18 protein-coding genes and 1 pseudogene are annotated in these 20,264 nt (G+C 44.2%); 14 read left to right on the forward strand and 5 right to left on the reverse strand.

Annotated features, from left to right (window positions below; all coding sequences use genetic code 11):
• The first annotated feature begins 132 nt into the window (after nucleotides 1-132).
• From ccpA to thrS, 6 genes are all read left to right on the forward strand, one after another.
• Entirely contained in the window at nucleotides 133-1,137 is a 1,005-nt protein-coding gene (gene ccpA, locus RG608_RS03590; RefSeq protein ID WP_002894913.1) for a catabolite control protein A, read from the forward strand.
• Nucleotides 1,138-1,382: 245 nt separating this feature from the next.
• Entirely contained in the window at nucleotides 1,383-2,381 is a 999-nt protein-coding gene (locus RG608_RS03595; protein WP_268687418.1) for a glycosyltransferase family 4 protein, read from the forward strand.
• Nucleotide 2,382: 1 nt separating this feature from the next.
• Nucleotides 2,383-3,705 (forward strand): glycosyltransferase family 4 protein, encoded by a 1,323-nt coding sequence (locus RG608_RS03600; RefSeq protein WP_268687417.1) that lies wholly within the window; start codon nucleotides 2,383-2,385, stop codon nucleotides 3,703-3,705.
• A 71-nt stretch (nucleotides 3,706-3,776) separates the two neighbouring features.
• Nucleotides 3,777-4,259, forward strand: a complete 483-nt coding sequence (locus tag RG608_RS03605; protein ID WP_268687416.1) for a hypothetical protein — start codon at nucleotides 3,777-3,779, stop codon at nucleotides 4,257-4,259.
• Nucleotides 4,260-4,520: 261 nt separating this feature from the next.
• Nucleotides 4,521-5,162 carry an AAA family ATPase gene (locus RG608_RS03610; RefSeq protein WP_197715329.1) on the forward strand — a complete coding sequence of 214 codons (642 nt, stop codon included), beginning with the start codon at nucleotides 4,521-4,523 and terminating at the stop codon, nucleotides 5,160-5,162.
• Nucleotides 5,159-7,102, forward strand: a complete 1,944-nt coding sequence (gene thrS, locus RG608_RS03615; protein ID WP_308946551.1) for a threonine--tRNA ligase — start codon at nucleotides 5,159-5,161, stop codon at nucleotides 7,100-7,102. Before RG608_RS03610 ends, thrS begins: the two co-directional genes overlap by 4 nt.
• 99 nt (nucleotides 7,103-7,201) lie before the next feature.
• On the opposite strand, the gene RG608_RS03620 is transcribed toward thrS, so the two are convergent.
• The 5 genes and pseudogenes from RG608_RS03620 to RG608_RS03640 all read right to left on the reverse strand — a co-directional run bounded on the left by RG608_RS03620 (nucleotide 7,202) and on the right by RG608_RS03640 (nucleotide 10,661).
• Nucleotides 7,202-7,600 carry a hypothetical protein gene (locus RG608_RS03620; RefSeq protein ID WP_125338476.1) on the reverse strand — a complete coding sequence of 133 codons (399 nt, stop codon included), beginning with the start codon at nucleotides 7,598-7,600 and terminating at the stop codon, nucleotides 7,202-7,204.
• Nucleotides 7,601-7,708: 108 nt separating this feature from the next.
• Entirely contained in the window at nucleotides 7,709-8,368 is a 660-nt protein-coding gene (locus tag RG608_RS03625) for an amino acid ABC transporter permease (RefSeq protein WP_002912899.1), read from the reverse strand.
• Nucleotides 8,369-8,378: 10 nt separating this feature from the next.
• Nucleotides 8,379-9,059, reverse strand: coding sequence for an amino acid ABC transporter permease (locus RG608_RS03630; RefSeq protein ID WP_268687414.1), 681 nt, complete (start codon nucleotides 9,057-9,059; stop codon nucleotides 8,379-8,381).
• Nucleotides 9,060-9,071: 12 nt separating this feature from the next.
• A pseudogene (locus RG608_RS03635) lies at nucleotides 9,072-9,885 on the reverse strand (transporter substrate-binding domain-containing protein).
• Nucleotides 9,886-9,899: 14 nt separating this feature from the next.
• A complete protein-coding gene (locus RG608_RS03640; protein ID WP_032906625.1) occupies nucleotides 9,900-10,661 on the reverse strand; it encodes an amino acid ABC transporter ATP-binding protein in 762 nt (253 codons plus the stop codon).
• Nucleotides 10,662-11,000: 339 nt separating this feature from the next.
• Between RG608_RS03640 and yycF the strand changes: the two genes are divergently transcribed.
• The 8 genes from yycF (at nucleotide 11,001) to RG608_RS03680 (ending at nucleotide 20,263) form a co-directional block, all read left to right on the forward strand.
• A complete protein-coding gene (yycF, locus tag RG608_RS03645) occupies nucleotides 11,001-11,702 on the forward strand; it encodes a response regulator YycF (protein ID WP_002894937.1) in 702 nt (233 codons plus the stop codon).
• Nucleotides 11,695-13,041: a cell wall metabolism sensor histidine kinase VicK gene (gene vicK / locus RG608_RS03650; protein ID WP_223322442.1), complete on the forward strand. Its 1,347-nt coding sequence runs from the start codon at nucleotides 11,695-11,697 to the stop codon at nucleotides 13,039-13,041. Before yycF ends, vicK begins: the two co-directional genes overlap by 8 nt.
• 9 nt (nucleotides 13,042-13,050) lie before the next feature.
• Entirely contained in the window at nucleotides 13,051-13,851 is an 801-nt protein-coding gene (locus RG608_RS03655) for an MBL fold metallo-hydrolase (protein ID WP_268687411.1), read from the forward strand.
• A gap of 91 nt (nucleotides 13,852-13,942) precedes the next feature.
• Nucleotides 13,943-14,302, forward strand: coding sequence for a YbaN family protein (locus RG608_RS03660; protein WP_268687410.1), 360 nt, complete (start codon nucleotides 13,943-13,945; stop codon nucleotides 14,300-14,302).
• A gap of 121 nt (nucleotides 14,303-14,423) precedes the next feature.
• On the forward strand, nucleotides 14,424-15,122 hold the full coding sequence (rnc, locus tag RG608_RS03665) for a ribonuclease III (protein ID WP_268687409.1): 699 nt from the start codon (nucleotides 14,424-14,426) through the stop codon (nucleotides 15,120-15,122).
• Nucleotides 15,113-18,649 (forward strand): chromosome segregation protein SMC, encoded by a 3,537-nt coding sequence (gene smc, locus RG608_RS03670; protein ID WP_308946552.1) that lies wholly within the window; start codon nucleotides 15,113-15,115, stop codon nucleotides 18,647-18,649. Before rnc ends, smc begins: the two co-directional genes overlap by 10 nt.
• 1 nt (nucleotide 18,650) lies before the next feature.
• On the forward strand, nucleotides 18,651-19,445 hold the full coding sequence (locus RG608_RS03675) for a Cof-type HAD-IIB family hydrolase (RefSeq protein WP_268687407.1): 795 nt from the start codon (nucleotides 18,651-18,653) through the stop codon (nucleotides 19,443-19,445).
• Nucleotides 19,445-20,263 (forward strand): Cof-type HAD-IIB family hydrolase, encoded by an 819-nt coding sequence (locus RG608_RS03680; protein ID WP_268687406.1) that lies wholly within the window; start codon nucleotides 19,445-19,447, stop codon nucleotides 20,261-20,263. The genes RG608_RS03675 and RG608_RS03680 overlap by 1 nt, the downstream gene beginning before the upstream one ends.
• The last annotated feature ends 1 nt before the right edge of the window (nucleotide 20,264 follow it).

Below are 20,264 nucleotides of genomic sequence, written 5' to 3' on the forward strand. Positions count from 1 at the left end.
TGGCAAAAAATGTCAAAAAAAGCAAGACTTTTCAAAAACTTATCAAAATACTTGAAAGTGTTTACAAGAAGTGATAAAATGGTGAATGTAGGAAAGTGAAAACGATATTTTCAATAGAAGAAAGGAAACTATATGAACACAGACGACACAGTAACCATTTATGATGTCGCCCGTGAAGCGGGAGTTTCGATGGCGACAGTCAGTCGGGTAGTGAATGGAAACAAGAACGTCAAAGAAAACACACGTAAAAAAGTTTTAGAGGTCATTGATCGTCTTGACTATCGTCCAAATGCAGTGGCACGAGGACTAGCCAGCAAGAAGACTACAACCGTCGGCGTTGTCATTCCAAATATTACCAATAGCTATTTCTCAACCTTGGCAAAAGGGATTGATGATATTGCTGAAATGTATAAATACAATATTGTCTTGGCTAACAGTGATGAGGACGATGATAAGGAAGTCTCCGTTGTCAATACCCTCTTTTCTAAACAGGTGGATGGCATTATTTTCATGGGCTATCATCTGACGGAGAAAATTCGCTCAGAGTTTTCACGTTCACGCACACCGGTCGTTTTGGCGGGTACTGTCGATGTGGAGCATCAGCTTCCGAGCGTCAATATTGACTACAAGCAAGCAACGGTTGATGCTGTAGAATTACTGGCTAAGCGCAATAAGAAAATTGCCTTTGTCAGCGGACCGCTTGTAGATGATATCAACGGGAAAATCCGTCTATCAGGCTATAAAGATGGCTTGAAGAACAAGAAACTTTCATACAGCGAAGGCTTGGTTTTTGAATCAAAATATTCTTATGATGATGGCTACCACTTGGCAGAGCGTGTCATTGCTTCCAAAGCAACTGCAGCTTTTGTCACAGGAGATGAACTGGCAGCAGGCCTCTTAAATGGTCTGTCTGATCAAGGCATCAAGGTTCCAGAAGATTTTGAAATCATTACCAGTGATGATTCGCAAGTAGCTCGTTTCACTCGTCCTAACCTTTCCACAATCGGTCAGCCCCTCTATGACATCGGTGCTATCAGTATGCGCATGCTGACTAAGATTATGCATAAGGAAGAATTGGAAGAACGCGAAGTTCTCCTAGCTCACAGCATTAGCGAGCGTAAATCAACTCGGAAATAATCGGTGATTTGCAAGTCTGATTAGGAATTTCTCTGAGCTTGAAAAGCGAGCGAAGAGACTAAGTCAATGACTGCTTTAAGAGAGTTTCATTATTATGAAGCGAGGCTGAGGTGTAGTACCTCAGCTTTTTTGTGCTTCCGTTCAGTTAGAGCAGTTTTCTAAGCCTATCAGGCTTTGGATGGATTTTTTACCTCATTTGCCCTTGTGGATTTCCTTTTTATTTTATTTTAGGTATAATAGGAAGTATGAAAGTATTACTGTATCTTGAAGGAAAGTCCGTTTTGGAGAAATCAGGAATCGGCCGAGCCCTCCAGCATCAGATGCATGCCTTGGATTTGGCTGGGATTCCTTATACGACGGATGTTTTAGGAGATTATGATGTGGTCCACATCAATACCTATGGTCCTCGTAGCTTGCTTCTCCTGCATGCTGCCAAGAGGGGCAATAAAAAAGTGATTATGCATGGTCATTCGACCAAGGAAGACTTTGAAAATTCCTTTATTGGATCCAATCTCTTTGCCCCGCTCTTTGGCAAATACCTAACTCACATGTATAAAAAGGCGGATTTCATTATCACGCCGTCGGAGTATTCCAAGCAGCTGATCCAGTCCTATGGGGTCACTACACCCATGGTGGCTGTGTCAAACGGCATTGACCTGCCTAAGTATAAGAAAGATGCTCGCAAGGAAGAAGTTTTTAAAAAGTATTTTAAGATTGAAGAAGGGCAGAAGGTGGTCGTCTGTGCTGGACTTTATTTCCGCCGCAAGGGGATTGAGGATTTTGTAGAGGTTGCCCGCAGGATGCCAGATGTGCGCTTTATCTGGCTGGGCTCTATCAATCTCTGGCTGATTCCGCGCAAGATTCGCCGGCTGGTTCTCTTTGACCATCCTGATAATGTTGAATTTCCCGGCTATTTTAAGGGAGCAGTATTTCAGGGAGCCATGTCTGGAGCGGATGCTTTCTTTTTCCCGTCCTATGAGGAAACTGAAGGAATTGTTGTCCTGGAAGCTTTGGCCAGTGAGCAGAATGTTGTGCTGCGTGATATTCCAGTCTATCAGGGCTGGGTGGATGAGCGTTCAGCCGAGCTCTGTCATAACGTAGACGAGTTTGTCCAGTCTCTGAGAAACATCTTGGATAAAAAGGTGGATAAGCGTGAAGCAGGCTATCAGGTGGCTAAAAGCCGGTCCATTGACGATGTCTCAGGTCAGTTAGTTGAGGCTTATCAAACAGTTTTGGAGATGTAAGATGCGTATTGGTCTTTTTACAGATACCTATTTTCCTCAGGTCTCTGGGGTTGCTACCAGTATTCGGACTTTGAAGACGGAGCTGGAAAAATTAGGTCACACGGTATTTATTTTTACGACGACGGACAAGGATGTCAATCGCTATGAAGATTGGCAGATTATTCGGATTCCCAGCGTACCTTTCTTTGCCTTTAAGGACCGAAGAGTGGCTTACCGAGGATTTTCTCATGCCTTAGAAATTGCCCGCCAGTACCAGCTGGATATTATCCATACCCAGACTGAGTTTTCACTAGGGCTACTGGGGATTTGGATCGCCAAAGAGCTGCGGATTCCGGTAGTACATACCTATCATACCCAGTACGAGGATTATGTTCATTATATTGCCAAGGGGATGGTCATCCGTCCTAGCATGGTCAAGTATATCGTCCGTGGCTTTATGAGTGACTTGGATGGGGTTATCTGCCCTAGCGAGATTGTATATGACCTTTTGGTTAATTATAAAATCGAAGCAGAAAAACGGGTGATTCCGACAGGGATTGAGTTAGCGAAGTTTGAGCGGCCGGAAATTTCGCGTGAAGATATCAAGAAGCTCCGTTTCAAGCTAGGACTGGCTGAAGATGAGATTATGCTGCTCAGTCTGTCCCGTATTTCTTATGAAAAGAATATCCAGGCTATAGTTGAGGCGATGCCTGCCGTCCTTGAAGAAAATGACAAAGTTAAGCTAGTCATTGTCGGCGACGGTCCCTATGCGGAAGACTTGAAAGAACTGGTTGCCAAGCTTCAGATTGAAGAAGCTGTCATCTTTACAGGGATGATTGCTCCAAGTGATACGGCTCTTTACTATAAAGCTGCGGATTTCTTTATATCTGCCTCAACCAGTGAGACCCAAGGTCTGACTTATCTGGAAAGCTTAGCCAGCGGCACACCGATTATTGCCCATGGCAATCCTTATCTGGATAATGTTATCAGTGACAAGATTTTTGGGACCCTTTATTACCAAGAGCGGGATTTATCAGGCGCTATTTTAGAGGCGATTATTGCGACGCCTGACATGGATGAGCAGAAGTTAGTAGACAAGCTCTACGAGATTTCAGCGGAGAACTTTGGTCGCAGGGTTTATGAGTTTTATCTGGATTTGACTATTTCCAAGGACTTCCATAACGAGCTCAGCCCAGAGGAAAGTGCTGCCAAGCGTCTGGCCAAGACAGTGGCCTATCTGCCTGGAAAAGTCATTTCTCTACCAATCAATGGATCCGTTCGTATCCTCAAAGCTTCGAGTAAGCAAGTGAAAAAAATCAGGAATATTACTAAGTTATTAGAATAGAAACATGCCTTGTATCATTGTGGCAATAGCTATTTATGCAAGGTTTTGTTTAGAAATAGAGGAGAAATCTTATGAAAAAATATCTCAAACAGTTGCCTTGGCTACTTTTGTTCTATGGCATTTTCATTGCTTCAGATTGGATCTGGCAAGAGCTTTGGAGATATCTTATAGACAATACAGAAAGTGTAGAAAGTGTTTTGAACTGGCTTTCAAACCTTAATATTTTGTATTATCTTCTACTGCTACCCTTGGTTGGTGCAGGGATTGCTTATATAAATACTCGGATGCAAGGCTTTTCACTGCCTTTTCTCCTTTTGATTCCAGGGGTTCATTATTATTACCTATTCAAAAACTTTTTTAACGGACTATTTTACTCAGGAGACGAGATTTATAATCCAATCACTTCAACGCTTTACAATGCTAGGGATATTCATGTCTTGTTATTCCTTTCTTTGGGAGGAATGCTTTTGGCAGAGCAACACCGTAAAAAACGTCAAGCAGCTATCTTGAGTCAAGAGACTCTAAATCATTTTTCTGGTTTTGATGGTCAATAGCTCTTGCAAATTTCTCCAATCGTGCTATAATGTTTTCTAGAGACAAATCACCTGCAGGAAATCTTTTAGAGAGCGCGTGGAGCTGGAAATCGCGTAGAGGATGCAGTTGGGACTACTCTATTAGCTTTTATGCAAACATAAAACGGTGGCTACGTTAGAGCCGATTCGAGGTGTGAGTCTTTTGACTTACATAAATGAAGGTGGAACCACGTTGCGACGTCCTTTTTGGATGTCGTTTTTCTTTTGTCAGAAGGAGGGAGAATGGTGCTTTATATGATTGGCGGATCGCCTTGTAGTGGGAAGTCAACAATTGCTTCACTTCTTGCTAGACAGTATCAGCTGCTTCATATCAAACTGGATGATTTGGTAGACGAGATGATGAGTCAAGCAAGTGCAGACTCACAGCCGATTTGTCTCCTTAGACAGGACAGAAATCCGGAACAAATCTGGATGAGAAATCCAGAAGAGATGGCAGATGAAGAATGGCGCTTTTATGAAGAGATTTTTCCTTATGTAAAATCTTACTTGATAAAAAATCAAGATAGACCTCTCTTGGTGGAGGGGGCAGGACTTTTGCCTCACTTGGTAAAGGAGCTTGAATGCCCAGTGCCCTCTTATCTATGCTTGACTCCGACAGCTGATTTTCAGAAAAAGCATTATAGACAGAGAGAATGGGTTCCTTATGTCTTAGAGGGAACAACCAATCCTGAGCAAGCTTTTGAAAACTGGATGCAGCGAGACATTCTTTTTGCTCAAATGGTTCGTAAGGAAGCGATGAAATTAGGTTATTCTAGTCTCATGACAGATGGTCGCCAATCAGAAAAGCAGACTGCGGAAGAGATTGCTCGAATCTTTAAATTGTCCAATATAAATAGAATAGATATTAAAGGAGAAAACACATGATTAAGATTACTTTCCCAGATGGCGCTGTGCGCGAATTTGAATCTGGCGTTACAACTTTTGAAATTGCTCAATCTATCAGCAATTCCCTAGCTAAAAAAGCTTTGGCTGGGAAATTTAACGGCAAATTGATTGATACGACTCGTGCCATCACTGAAGATGGCAGCATTGAGATTGTGACACCTGACCATGAGGACGCTTTGGATATCTTGCGTCACTCTGCGGCTCACCTCTTTGCCCAAGCAGCTCGTCGCCTCTTCCCAGATATTCACTTGGGTGTTGGTCCTGCCATTCAGGATGGTTTCTACTACGATACGGACAATCAAGCTGGTCAAATCTCTAACGAAGATCTGCCTCGTATCGAAGAAGAAATGAAGAAAATCGTCAAAGAAAACTTCCCATCCATCCGTGAAGAAGTGACCAAGGATGAGGCGCGTGAAATTTTCAAAAACGATCCATACAAGTTGGAATTGATTGAAGAGCACTCAGAAGATGAGGGCGGTTTGACCATCTACCGTCAGGGTGAATATGTGGATCTCTGCCGTGGGCCTCACGTTCCATCTACAGGTCGGATTCAAATCTTCCACCTCTTGAACGTGGCAGGAGCATATTGGCGCGGGAACAGCGACAATGCTATGATGCAGCGGGTCTATGGTACTGCTTGGTTTGACAAGAAAGACCTGAAGAAATATCTGCAAATGCGGGAAGAAGCTAAAGAACGCGATCACCGTAAGTTAGGTAAAGAGCTGGATCTCTTCATGATTTCTCAAGAAGTGGGTCAAGGTTTGCCATTCTGGCTGCCAAACGGTGCGACTGTCCGTCGCGAGTTGGAGCGCTACATCGTTGACAAAGAGTTGGCTTCAGGCTACCAACACGTCTACACTCCGCCTTTGGCTTCTGTGGAGCTCTATAAGACTTCTGACCACTGGGAGCACTACCAAGAGGATATGTTCCCAACCATGGATATGGGTGATGGAGAAGAGTTTGTTCTTCGTCCCATGAACTGCCCTCACCACATCCAAGTCTACAAACACCATGTTCACTCTTACCGCGAGCTGCCAATCCGTATCGCTGAGATTGGCATGATGCACCGTTATGAAAAATCTGGAGCTCTGACTGGTTTGCAGCGGGTCCGTGAAATGTCCTTGAACGATGGCCACCTCTTTGTAACGCCAGAGCAGATTCAGGAAGAATTCCAGCGTGCGCTGCAGTTGATTATCGACGTTTACGCTGACTTCAACTTGACAGAATATCGTTTCCGTCTGTCTCTTCGTGACCCTCAGGATACGCATAAGTATTTTGATAACGATGAGATGTGGGAAAATGCCCAAACCATGCTGCGAGCAGCCTTGGACGAAATGGGTGTGGATTACTTTGAAGCAGAAGGAGAAGCAGCCTTCTACGGTCCGAAATTGGATATCCAGGTTAGAACTGCCCTAGGAAATGAAGAAACTCTGTCAACTATCCAGCTGGACTTCCTTTTGCCAGAGCGTTTTGACCTCAAGTATGTCGGAGCTGACGGTGAAGAGCATCGCCCAGTTATGATTCACCGTGGAGTTATCTCAACCATGGAGCGCTTCACAGCCATCTTGATTGAAAATTACAAGGGTGCCTTCCCGACTTGGCTGGCTCCGCATCAAGTGACTTTGATTCCTGTTTCTAACGAAGCCCATATTGACTATGCTTGGCAAGTGGCTAAGAAGCTGCGTGACAAGGGTGTCCGTGCTGATGTGGATGAGCGCAATGAAAAAATGCAGTACAAGATTCGTGCTTCACAAACTAGCAAGATTCCTTATCAGCTAATCGTTGGTGACAAAGAAGTAGAAGATGGTACTGTTAATGTCCGCCGCTATGGTCAAAAAGAAACACATACAATACCAGTAGACGAATTTGTAGAGCAAATCCTAGCAGACATTGCCAACAAATCACGCGTTGAAAAGTAGAATCCATTGGATAACGATTAAACCCGAGCAATTAGCTCGGGTTTAATTTTCTATCTGTAAGTAAAAATTTCTTTACTAATTATGTTAGCAAATTTGATCTTAATTCAAGTATTTATCCACATAATCATCAAAATCAGGATACTCATTTCGATTCATGGCATAGAGCATTTCCCCATAGAGAGGGTCACTAGACGGGTCGTCAGGTTCTAGAAGAGTAGCTATTTTCATATCATCATCTGGGAAAAGGATGGTGTAGTGATAGGTGTCGCTGACAGTGATACTATAATATTTAGTATTATCTTGATAGCCTGACTTATCTATTTTATAGTGAAATTCTTTATCACCTAGCTTGCCTGTCTTGTCATTGAAGACAATGTCAATGTCCTCTCCGTTTGCTTTCTGAGCCTTCCATTTTCCCTGGAAGCTAGCGTGCTGACCGCAGGCGCTGAGAAAGATTAGTGTTAAGACAGTGATAAAAAGCCATGTTAGTTTTTTCATATCGTTCTCCTTGTCTATCCTTTGATATTATTCTACCACAAATATTAAAAATAAAAAAGCTGAGTTGGTAAACTCAACTTTTGCACAGTAGTTTTATATTTGAGCTATCTATTCTGCAGCTTGAGCCCAGCGTTGGGATAGCTTGCGCGAGAAGCTGGAAATGGCGAAGTTAATTAAGAAATAGATGGCTGCTACTAGTAGGTAGAGTGCGAAGACCTGTTCAGCTTCAAAATAGCGTCCCATTAGAATTTGAGCAGAACCAAAGAGTTCTTGGAGCGCAATAACAGAATAGAGCAGGCTGGTATCCTTTATTACTGTTACAAACTGAGAAATGATGGCTGGCAGCATTTTTCGAATAGCCTGAGGTAGGATGATATAACGCAAAATCTGAAACTGAGTAAATCCTTGAGATAATCCAGCTTCAGTCTGACCAGGATCAATGGCATTGAGGCCGCCCCGGATAATTTCTGCCAAAGCAGCAGAAGTAAAGACAGTGAAGCTGATGATACCGGCTGGCGTTGACTTAATCTGAAAGACTAAAAAGATGGTGAAAATCCAGAGCAGATTGGGTACATTACGGACAAATTCGATATAAATGCTGGCAATTAGCTTGAGCAGTTTATTTTTTCCGTTTCTCATGACTGCTAGAATAGTTCCAAAAATCGTTGATAGGACAATGGAAATGAAAGAAATTTGCAGAGTCAGCCAGAGCCCCTTAAGGATAAAGAGGAGGTTGTTTGCGGTTAAGACTTTTAAAATATTTTCCATAGAGACCTCCTTAGATGCTGTAAGCTTGTTTATTGGCTTCCTCTACCTTACGTCCCCAGCTAGCGATTGGGAAGCAAAGGAGGAAGTAGAGTAGAGCTGCTCCGGCAAAGGCTGGGATGTAGTTGGAGTTCAGAGCAGACCAAGACTTGGTCACAAACATCAGATCCATACCAGAGATAATAGCGACGGTAGAAGTGTTTTTTATCAGATTGACGACCTGATTGATTAGCGGTGGCAAGATAATCCGAAAAGCTTGGGGCAGGATGATGTATCGCATGGTTTCTATATAGGTAAAGCCTTGAGATAGTGCGGCTTCGGTCTGCCCACGAGGAATGGACTGGATACCTGAGCGGATGACTTCGGCGATATAAGCACCGTGATACAGTCCCACACAGAGCACCGCAGTCCAATAGATTGAGGGCATGATGGTATAATTGCTGACTAGCGGAAGACCGTAAAAGACAATCACAAATTGCACTAAGAGTGGTGTATTCTGATAAAACTCAACAAAAACACGAGCTAGACCACGTAGAACTTTATGCTTACCTGTGCTGATAGCTCCGAAGAAAATCCCTAGTAGAAGAGCCAAGGCCAGGGCACCGATAGAAATGGCTAAGGTAAAGAGGAATCCTTGGAAAAACTTGCCAAAGTCTGCAAAGTAGGCCTGCCAAGAAGAAATACTAAAACTCATGGGGTCTCCTTTCTAATCATCTGTTGAAGCAGATGGTTTTAAACCATATTTGTTATAAAGTTTCTGCAGACTACCGTTTTCCTTCCATTTAGAGATTAGGCCATCTACATAGTCATTCAATTGAGTATTGGATTTTTTTGTTACCACACCGTAATCGGCTTTTTTGAAGCTGTAATCCAGAATGCTTGATTTGGAGCTTACATAGCCGGTTAGGATAGACTTGTCAACAGAAATGGCATCAATACGGTGAGCCCGCAAGGAAACAGCAAGTTCAGGGTAGGAGCCTAACTCCACATATTTGAAGTTGAGTTTTTTCTCTTGGGCGATTTCTTCCAGCAAGGTTTGAGTAATAGAACCTTGGACAACGCCGATAGTCTTGTTATTCAAGTCCTTGATGTCTGTAATTTTGCTGGATTTATTAACTAGGAAACCAGAAGCATCTGTGTAGTAAGGGGTTGTAAAATTATAGATTTCCTTACGCTCATCTGTGATGGTAAAGGTCGCAATTACCATGTCAACTTGTCCGTTGTCCAGAAGGGGTCCGCGGGTTTGTGCGGTAACTGGGACGTAGTTGATTTTGACGCCTAGTTCCTTGGCAATCTTTTTTTGCAATATCAATTTCTAAACCGCTATATGTATTGCTATCAGGATTGAGGTAACCAAAGTTAGGTACATCCTGCTTGACACCGACATTGAGGACTCCGCGTTTCTGGATAGCCTTGACCTGTTGGCTGGTACTGGAATCGGCTTGTGCAGGAGCAGCGTGAATCAAGCCTAGAGTCAGAAGGAGTAGGAGTAGGCTGATGAGTATTTTCTTTAGTTTCATAGATCTTCTCCTTTTTAAGAAAGCACGTTATCACTCTCATGGTTGATAATTTTACTGAGAAACTGCTTAGCGCGAGGTTCGGTAGGATTGTCAAAGAAAGCATCAACATCAGTAGTATCCACCAGCACCTCACCGTCTGCCATGAAGATAATACGGTCAGCTACCTCACGGGCAAAGCCCATTTCGTGTGTGACCACAATCATGTTCATGCCGTCTTTGGCTAGTTTTTGCATAACAGCCAGAACATCCCCGATTGTTTCAGGGTCCAGGGCAGAAGTCGGTTCATCAAAGAGCAGGAGCTCAGGATGCATGGCTAAACCGCGGGCAATGGCAATCCTTTGCTTTTGTCCTCCAGATAGCATGCCTGGGTAAGAGTCTTTCTTGTCCCACATGTTGACGAATTCTAGATATTTTTGAGCGATTTTGTTAGCTTCTTGTTTATCCATTCCTAGGACTTTAATAGGCGCCAAGGTAACATTTTCTAACACCGTTTTGTGGGGGTAAAGATTAAAATGTTGAAAGACCATTCCGACTTCTTTGCGTAAGTTGACCAAATCTTTGGCAGCAGTGTTCGCGACCTCGTGGCCATTGACGATCAAGCTTCCCTGATCAATGTCTTCTAAAGCGTTGATTGTACGGATAAGAGTAGATTTTCCAGAGCCGGATGGTCCCAGCAGTACAACTACTTGACCTTTTTCAAAACTGAGATTGATATTGCGCAGAGCATGGTAGTCTCCGTAATACTTTTCGACATTTTTAAATTCAACTAAAGCCATATCTTTCTCCTTTGTGTTAGATAATATGACATAGATTTTACCATAGAATAAATAAACTGTCAAATTGAATAAAAATGACTATTTTCGTTCAGAGAAAAATTTTTTAGATGAGAATCGTCCATTTTCTACAAATGTGGAATAAAAATGGCTTGAATTAGTGTTTTTTAAGAAAACTTTGGTATAATAAGACTATATAAATAAATAAAATTGGATTGGGAGTCTAGCTAGGCAAACTAGATTGCCTTTTGCACGTGTTGATGCAGGACGACTTAGCTGACTATGTCACAACTTTTCTATCATGGAGTTGATTGAATCCCAATCTTATGTTAAGGTGAACATATGAAGAAAATATTAGTTGTAGATGATGAGAAACCAATCTCAGATATTATTAAGTTTAATATGGCCAAGGAAGGCTATGAGGTTTTGACTGCCTTTGATGGCAAGGAAGCCTTGGAAATGTTTGAAGCAGAACAGCCAGACATCTTGATTCTGGACTTGATGCTGCCAGAAGTGGATGGACTGGAAGTTGCTCGGACTATTCGCAAGACCAGTAATGTGCCGATTATTGTATTATCTGCTAAGGACAGTGAGTTTGACAAGGTTATTGGCCTTGAAATCGGTGCAGATGACTATGTGACTAAGCCTTTCTCAAATCGTGAGCTGCAGGCGCGTGTCAAGGCACTTCTTCGTCGGGCAGACCTTGTTGTGGAAAACCAAGTAGAAGAAAGTGGCCCGAACGAGCTGACCATTGGGGAACTGCAGATTTTGCCAGATGCTTTTGTAGCTAAGAAGCATGGCAAGGAGTTGGAGCTGACCCACCGCGAGTTTGAGTTGCTTCACCATTTGGCAACACATATCGGTCAGGTGATGACACGTGAGCACTTGCTGGAAACAGTATGGGGTTATGACTATTTTGGTGATGTCCGTACAGTGGATGTGACTATCCGCCGCCTGCGTGAAAAGATTGAAGATACGCCAAGCCGGCCTGAGTATATCTTGACTCGCCGCGGAGTTGGCTACTATATGAGAAATAATGATTGAAGCAATTAAACAATTTGTGGTTTCTGCGGATTTTGTCTTTGCTATCATTATTATCGGTTTCATTGTAGTTGTTGCCCTGCTTTTATTGGAAAATCGCCGTGATAACCAAAAGCTTGTACAGCTTAATCAAAAGGTTAAAGATTTGATTGCAGGTGACTATTCTGAAGTGCTGGACATGCAGGGAAGTCCGGAAATCACAGATATGACCAACAGTATCAATGATCTTTCAGAGGTCATTCGACTGACACATGAAAACCTTGAGCAAGAAACAAAACGCCTTTCCAGTATCCTGTCCTATATGACAGATGGCGTGCTTGCGACCAACCGTCGGGGGCAGATTATCACTATCAACGATATGGCAACCAAGCAGTTGGGAGTTAAGAGAGACGAGGTCCAAAATATGAGTATTTTGGATCTGCTTTCGATTTCAGACGAGTATGATTTGCGGGACCTGATTACCAATGTTCCTGAGCTGACGATTGACTCTCAGGATGAAAATGGTGAGTACTTGAGCTTGCGGGTTCGCTTTGCCTTGGTAAGGCGGGAGTCGGGCTTCATTTCTGGTTTGGTAGCTGTCTTGCATGATACGACAGAACAAGACAAGGAAGAGCGGGAACGTCGCCTCTTTGTTTCCAATGTCAGCCATGAGCTGCGGACTCCGCTGACCAGTGTCAAGTCCTATCTGGAAGCCCTGGATGAGGGGGCCCTGTCTGAGCCAGTAGCACCGGACTTTGTCAAGGTATCCCTCAATGAAACCAACCGCATGATGCGGATGGTGACGGACTTGCTCAGTCTATCCCGTATTGACAATGAGACCAGTCATTTGGAAGTAGAGCTGACGAATTTCACAGCCTTTATCACCTTTATCCTCAATCGCTTTGACAAGATAAAAAATCAAGACGAAACCAAGAAATATGAGATTATCCGTGATTATCCTATAACACCGATTTGGGTGGAGATTGATACAGATAAGTTGACCCAGGTCATTGATAATATCATGAACAATGCCATCAAGTATTCGCCGGATGGTGGAACCATTACTGTTTCCATCAAGACAACAGATGAGCAGTTGATTCTCTCGATTGCGGATGAAGGTCTGGGAATTCCCAAGCAGGACCTGCCTAAGATTTTTGACCGCTTTTATCGAGTGGACAAGGCACGCAGCCGTGCCCAAGGCGGAACGGGTCTGGGACTGGCTATTGCCAAGGAAATTATCAAACAGCATCAGGGCTTTATCTGGGCTAAGAGTGAGTATGGTGTGGGCTCGACCTTTACCATTGTCTTGCCTTATGAGAATGATGGCGTCCGGGATGACGACTGGGATAATGAAGATATATAGAAAGTAAACATGACTAAAGGATTTCAATACAGTATTCTGGCGTCAGGATCAAGCGGTAACTGTTTCTATCTGGAAACAGACCAAAAGCGGATTCTGGTTGACGCTGGCTTATCAGGCAAGAAAATCACTAGCTTGCTGGGCGAAATTGGGCGCAAGCCTGAGGATTTGGATGCCATTTTAGTGACCCATGAGCACAAGGACCACATTCATGGTGTTGGTGTATTGGCTCGCAAGTATAATTTAGATATTTATGCTAATGAGGCCACTTGGAAGGCTATGGAAAAGGACCTGGGCAAGCTGGATGCTAGTCAAAAGCATATCTTTGAATTGGGCAAGACCAAGACCTTTGGAGACTTGGATGTGGAGAGCTTTGGTGTTAGTCATGACGCAGCCTGTCCACAATTTTACCGCTTTATGAAGGATGACAAAAGCTTTGTCATGCTGACGGATACGGGCTATGTCAGTGACCGGATGGCTGGAATTATCGAAAATGCCGATGCTTACCTGATTGAGAGCAACCATGATATTGAAATTCTCCGCAGCGGTGCCTACCCATGGAGTCTCAAGCAGCGGATTCTGTCTGATATGGGTCACTTGTCCAATGAAGATGGAGCAGAGACCATGATTCGGACTCTAGGCAATCGCACCAAACGGATCTATCTAGGGCATCTCAGTAAGGAAAATAATATCAAGGAATTGGCTCATATGACCATGGTCAATCAACTGGCTCAAGCCGATATGGCAGTCGGCCACGATTTCCAGGTCTATGATACCTCGCCTGATACCGCGACACCTTTGACGAATATTTAAAAATCGAACTAAAAAATTTGGTTTTCTTGCTCTAGTGCGGTATCCATTATATATTTAAAAAGCAACGGTTTTATTTTGTAAAGGAGCTTGTATGCGACCAATTTACTTTGTGATAGGTCTCTTATCTTTAGGGTTGGGAGTTTTGGGGATTTTTTTGCCTCTCCTGCCAACAACACCATTTCTTCTCTTGTCCATTGCCTGTTTTTCGCGCAGTTCCAAGCGCTTTGAGAATTGGCTCTATCATACAAAGATGTATCAGACCTATGTGGCAGATTTTCGAGAGACGGGAACGATTTCCAAGGAGCGTAAGAAAAAGATTATCGTTTCCATCTATTTCTTGATGGGGATTTCCATTTTGCTAGCGCCTATTATTTGGGTTAAGATTGGACTGTTGGGTCTGACCGTTTTTATCACTTATTATTTGTTTAAAGTAATTCCGGATAAGGAATAGAAATCGCTGTCAGCAGGTGCGTTTGCGCCTGTTTTTTGTTATAATAGAGACTGTATATCTTTGGAAAGGAAAAGGAATCATGCTGCTTATTTGACTGAAGTCAGCATGATCTAAAATAGTAATGGAAAATTTGAAAAAAGCATTGCTGGAGCAGTTTGACTTGGTTTTCTCTGATGAGACCTTGTTGGAAACGGCTTTTACCCATACGAGCTATGCCAATGAGCACCGCCTCTTAAAAATTTCACACAATGAACGCTTGGAATTTTTAGGAGACGCTGTTCTACAACTGATTATTTCGGAGTATCTTTATAACAAGTATCCTAAGAGACCAGAAGGTGATCTATCTAAGCTACGTTCCATGATTGTTCGGGAAGAGAGCTTGGCAGGCTTTGCCCGTGATTGTCAGTTTGATCATTTTATCAAGCTGGGACGCGGTGAGGAGAAGTCTGGCGGCCGGAATCGTGATACGATTTTAGGTGATTTGTTCGAGGCCTTTTTAGGCGCCTTGCTCTTGGATAAAGGTGTGGAAGCAGTCAAAAGCTTTCTCTATCAAGTCATGATTCCCAAGGTGGAAGCGGGAGATTTTGAGCGGGTGACGGACTATAAGACCAAGCTGCAGGAGTTGCTGCAGATTAATGGTGATGTGGAAATTGCCTATCAGGTCGTCTCTGAAACAGGGCCGGCTCATTCCAAAAATTTCGAGGTGGCTGTTCTCATCAATGGCCGCAAGTCCGGTCAAGGCCAGGGGCGTTCTAAAAAGCTGGCCGAGCAGGAAGCTGCTAAAAACGCATTTGAAAAGGAAAGTTCTTCATGTTTTTAAAGGAAATTGAAATTCAGGGCTTCAAGTCATTTGCTGATAAGACTAAAGTTGTCTTTGATCAGGGAGTGACAGCGGTTGTTGGGCCAAATGGTTCCGGCAAGTCCAATATTACGGAGAGCCTGCGCTGGGCCTTGGGAGAGTCCAGTGTGAAAAGTCTGCGGGGCGGCAAGATGCCCGATGTGATTTTTGCGGGAACAGAAACCCGCAAGCCACTTAATTATGCATCAGTGATAGTGGTTCTGGACAACAGTGACCAATTTATCAAGGATGCTGCCAATGAGATTCGGGTGGAGCGCCACATTTACCGCAGCGGTGACAGTGAGTATAAGATTGACGGCAAAAAAGTCCGTCTGCGCGATGTCCATGATCTTTTCATGGATACAGGGCTGGGACGAGATTCCTTCTCCATCATTTCCCAAGGGAAAGTCGAAGAAATCTTTAACAGCAAGCCAGAGGAACGCCGGGCAATTTTTGAGGAAGCTGCTGGAGTGCTTAAGTATAAGACACGCCGCAAAGAAACGGAAAGCAAGCTTAGTCAGACCCAGGATAATCTGGACCGTCTGGAAGACATTATCTACGAGCTGGAGAGCCAGGTAAAGCCCTTGGAGAAGCAAGCTGAAACTGCTAAGCGCTTCTTGAGTCTGGATGGCCAGCGCCGAGAGCTTTACTTGGATGTTTTGGTAGCTCAGCTGACAACTAACAAGGAAAAGTTGACCAAGGCTGAAGAAGATTTAACGAATATCCAGCAGGAGCTAGCAGCCTACTACAGCAAGCGCGATGAGCTGGAAGTTGAAAATCAAACCTTGAAGGCCAAGCGCCATGAGCTCAATCAAACTTTGTCTGATGATCAAGCTAGTTTGCTGGAATTGACCCGCTTAATCAGTGATTTGGAGCGCCAGATTGACCTCTCTAAGCTAGAGTCCAGCCAGGCAGCGACGAGCCGCCGGGAAAATGAAGAGCGTTTGGCCACTCTGTCAGAAAAACTGGCTCAGATAGAAAGCAAGCTGGAAGCCAAGCAGGCTGAATTGAGCCAAATAGCTGCCAAACTGAGTGACAATGAGCAGTCCATCGCTGCTTTGGAAGCAGAATTAGCAGACTTTTCAGATGATCCAGATCAGCTGATTGAGCATCTGCGTGAGCAGTATGTTAAGCTCATGCAGGAAGAGGCAAATCTTTCTAATGACTTGACTTCTCTGGAGAGCCAGCTGGCTAGCGAGCTTAAATTGGCTGAGAGCAAGAAAGCAGACTATGCTAAGCTGCAGGCTGATTTGGAGGCTAGTCAGACTCAGGAGCAGGCTGGTTTGGAGGAGTTGGAAATTGCTCGCCAAGGCCTCAAGAATCTACTGGCTGACTACCAGAGTCAGGTTCAGTTGGTAGAGAAGCTGGAGGCTGATTATAAACATCAGCAGACTAAGATGTTTGAGCTTTTGGACGACCTCAAAAACAAGCAGGCGCGTTCAAATAGCTTGGAAGCCATTCTCAAAAATCACAGCAATTTCTATGCTGGAGTTAAGAGTGTGCTGCAGGAAGCTGACCGCCTGGGCGGTATTGTTGGAGCTGTCAGCGAAAAACTCAGCTTTGACCCCCACTATCAGACAGCGCTGGAAATTGCCTTGGGAGCCAGCAGTCAGAATATCATCGTGGAAGATGAGGCGGCTGCGACTCGAGCTATCGAATTTCTGAAGAAAAATCGGGCTGGTCGGGCAACCTTCCTGCCTTTAACAACCATCAAGCCGCGTCAGCTGCCTGACCATAACCGTGCTACGATTGAAAAAAGTGCTGGTTTTCTGGGGCTGGCTTCTTCTCTAGTCAGCTATGAGCCATCGTTAGACAGCATTTTTCAAAATCTGCTGGGAACGACTGCTATTTTTGATACAGTGGAGCATGCCAGAGCAGCAGCTCGCCAAGTGCGCTATCAAGTTCGCATGGTGACTTTGGATGGAACAGAGTTTCGGACTGGCGGATCTTATGCTGGTGGTGCCAACCGCAATAACAATACCATCTTTATCAAGCCGGAGCTAGATGCTTTGCTTGAGGAGATTAAGCAGAAAAATGTCAGCTTGAAAGAACAGGAAGAAGCAGTGCAAATCCTGCAAAACCAGCTAAGTCAGGCTAAGCAGGTATTGGAACAAATCAAGACAGACGGTGAGCAAGCTCGCTTAGCTGAGCAAAAGGCTAATCTAGCCTATGAACAGTTGGCCAAGCGTGTAGAAGAACTCACAAGTCTGAAAAATCTACTGGAGCAAGAGTTGGCTGGTCAATCTGCTTTGGATATTTCAGAAGAGAAAGACCGACTGCAGACCCGCTTGACCGAAATTGAGCAAGAAAAAACGGATATCACTGCAGAAATAGAGCAAGTTAAGTCAAACAAAGATGCAGTTCAGGCTCGTTTTGAAAAGCTTTCCTCTCGTCTAGCTGAACTCAAGCTCCAGCGAACAGAGTTGACCTCCAACCAACGCTTTGAAAAGAATGACTTGGAGCGTCTGTCCGAGGAAAAAGCCGGCCTTGCAAAAGAGCAGGCGACCTTGGAGCTTTTGATGGAGCAAAAGGAACAGTCCAGCCTGCAGAAGGTGGATATTACGATTCTGGAAGAGCAATTAGAGACCGCCAAGCAAGAAAAGATTGAGCTGGATCAAAGACTGATTCGTCTGAAATTTGAGCTTGAAGATCTAGAAGGTCAGTCTGACGATATTGCCAGTCGTTTGGAGCAAGCTCGCCATCAAAATGAAGAATTGATTCGTCGACAGGCTAAAGCAGAGGCGGAAAAAGATAAGCTCATGGATGTCATGCGCCGTCTGGCAAGCAATCTGACAGATGACTATCAGATGAGCTTCGAAGAAGCAAGCAGCCAAGCTCGTCCGTTAGAAAGTTTGCCAGCAGCTGAAAGTCAGGTGAAGGATCTGGAAAAAGCCATTCGAGCTTTAGGTCCGGTCAATCTGGAAGCAGTCGAGCAGTATGAAGAAGTCAGCAACCGTCTGAACTTCCTCAACGAGCAACGAGACGATGTTCTATCAGCCAAAAATCTGCTCTTAGAGACGATTGAAGAGATGAATGACGAAGTCAAGGAACGCTTTAAATCAACTTTTGAAGCCATCCGTGAAAGCTTCAAGGTGACTTTCCGCCAGATGTTTGGCGGTGGTTCGGCAGACCTGATATTGACGGAGGGTGACTTGCTGACTGCAGGTGTAGAAATCTCTGTGCAGCCACCTGGCAAGAAGATCCAGTCGCTTAATCTGATGAGCGGTGGCGAGAAGGCCTTGTCAGCTTTGGCTCTGCTCTTCTCTATCATCCGCGTTAAGACCATTCCTTTTGTCATCTTGGACGAGGTGGAAGCAGCGCTGGACGAAGCCAATGTTAAACGCTTTGGAGATTACCTCAATCGCTTTGACAAGGACAGCCAGTTCATCGTGGTCACTCATCGTAAGGGAACCATGTCAGCTGCAGACTCTATTTACGGAGTTACCATGCAGGAATCTGGGGTTTCCAAGATTGTCTCGGTCAAGTTAAAAGATTTAGAAAGTATGTAAAATGACTATAAAATTAGTAGCAACAGATATGGATGGCACCTTTTTGGACAGTAAAGGTCAGTTTGATATGGACCGCCTCAAGCAAGTTTTGGCTCGCTTCAAAGAAAAAGGCATGTATTTTGCTGTAGCTAGCGGGCGCGGCTTCTTGTCGCTGGAAAAGCTGTTTGAGGAAGTGCGCAATGAGATTATTTTTATTGCTGAAAACGGCAGTTTAGTGGAATTTCACGGCGAGGACCTTTATGAAGCAACCATGCCACGGGACTTTTATCTCAAGGTTTTTGATAAGCTGCAGGAATCTCCCTATGTCAATGTCAACGAGCTGCTTTTGACAGGCAAACGCGCTTGCTATGTCTTGGAGACGGTGGATCCGACCTACCTTTCTTTCAGTGCTCATTATAATGAAAATATTCAAAAAGTGGCTAGCTTGGCTGATATTGACGATGATATTTTCAAGTTTACGACCAATTTTGCTGAGGACCAAGTCGCAGCTGGTGAAGCTTGGGTCAATGAGAATATCGATGGAGTCAAGGCTATGACAACTGGCTATAAGTCCATTGACATCGTTCTGGATTATGTGGATAAGGGGGTTGCCATTGTTGAGCTGGCCAAGAAGCTTGACATAGATCTTTCTCAGGTTATGGTTTTTGGCGATAATCTCAACGATTTGCACATGATGCAGGTGGCTGGCTATCCGATTGCGACTGAAAATGCTCGCCCTGAGATTTTAGAAGTCGCCAAGGAAGTCATCGGTCACCATGATGCTCAGTCGGTTATCACTTACATGGAGGGATTATAATGGCAGATATAAAACTGATTGCTCTGGACTTGGATGGAACTCTTCTGAATTCAGACAAGAAGATTTCTGAGCGCAATTTAGCAGCTTTAAAAGCAGCTCAGGCCAAGGGAGTTAAGGTAGTTCTGACTACTGGCCGCCCCCTTAAAGCCATGGACTTTTTCCTCCATGAGCTGGGAACAGACGGTCGAGAGGATGAGTACACCATTACTTTTAATGGTGGTCTTGTTCAGCGCAACACTGGAGAAATCCTCGATAAAACGGTCTTTTCTTATGATGATGTAGCGCGGATTTACGAGGAGACAGACAAGCTCCATATCCCTCTTGATGCTATCTGCGAAGGACTTGTCTATCAAATTCAGTCCGATCAAGATTCGCTTTATGCTCAGTTCAATCCTGCTCTAACTTTTGAGTCTATTGATTTCAGCGACTTATCCAGCCAGCAGACTTATAATAAATGTGTCACCGCTTATGCTCAAGAACCACTGGATGCGGCCATTGAGCAAATCTCTCCAGAATTATTTGAGCGTTATGAGATTTTCAAATCTAGAGAAATGCTGCTGGAGTGGTCCCCTAAAAATGTCCATAAGGCCAACGGTCTGGAGAAACTGATTGCCCATTTAGGCAATGAGAGAAGCCAGGTCATGGCTTGTGGTGATGAAGCCAACGATCTGTCTATGATTGAGTGGGCTGGTCTGGGAGTGGCCATGCAGAATGCAGTAGCCATCGTCAAAGAAGCAGCCAATGTGGTGACACCTATGACCAATGATGAGGATGCAGTGGCTTGGGCTATTGAAGAATATGTACTAAAGGAGGATTAGC

It is taken from the genome of Streptococcus sp. IsoGale022 (genome assembly GCF_031142805.1).
Lineage (GTDB): Bacteria > Bacillota > Bacilli > Lactobacillales > Streptococcaceae > Streptococcus > Streptococcus sanguinis_A.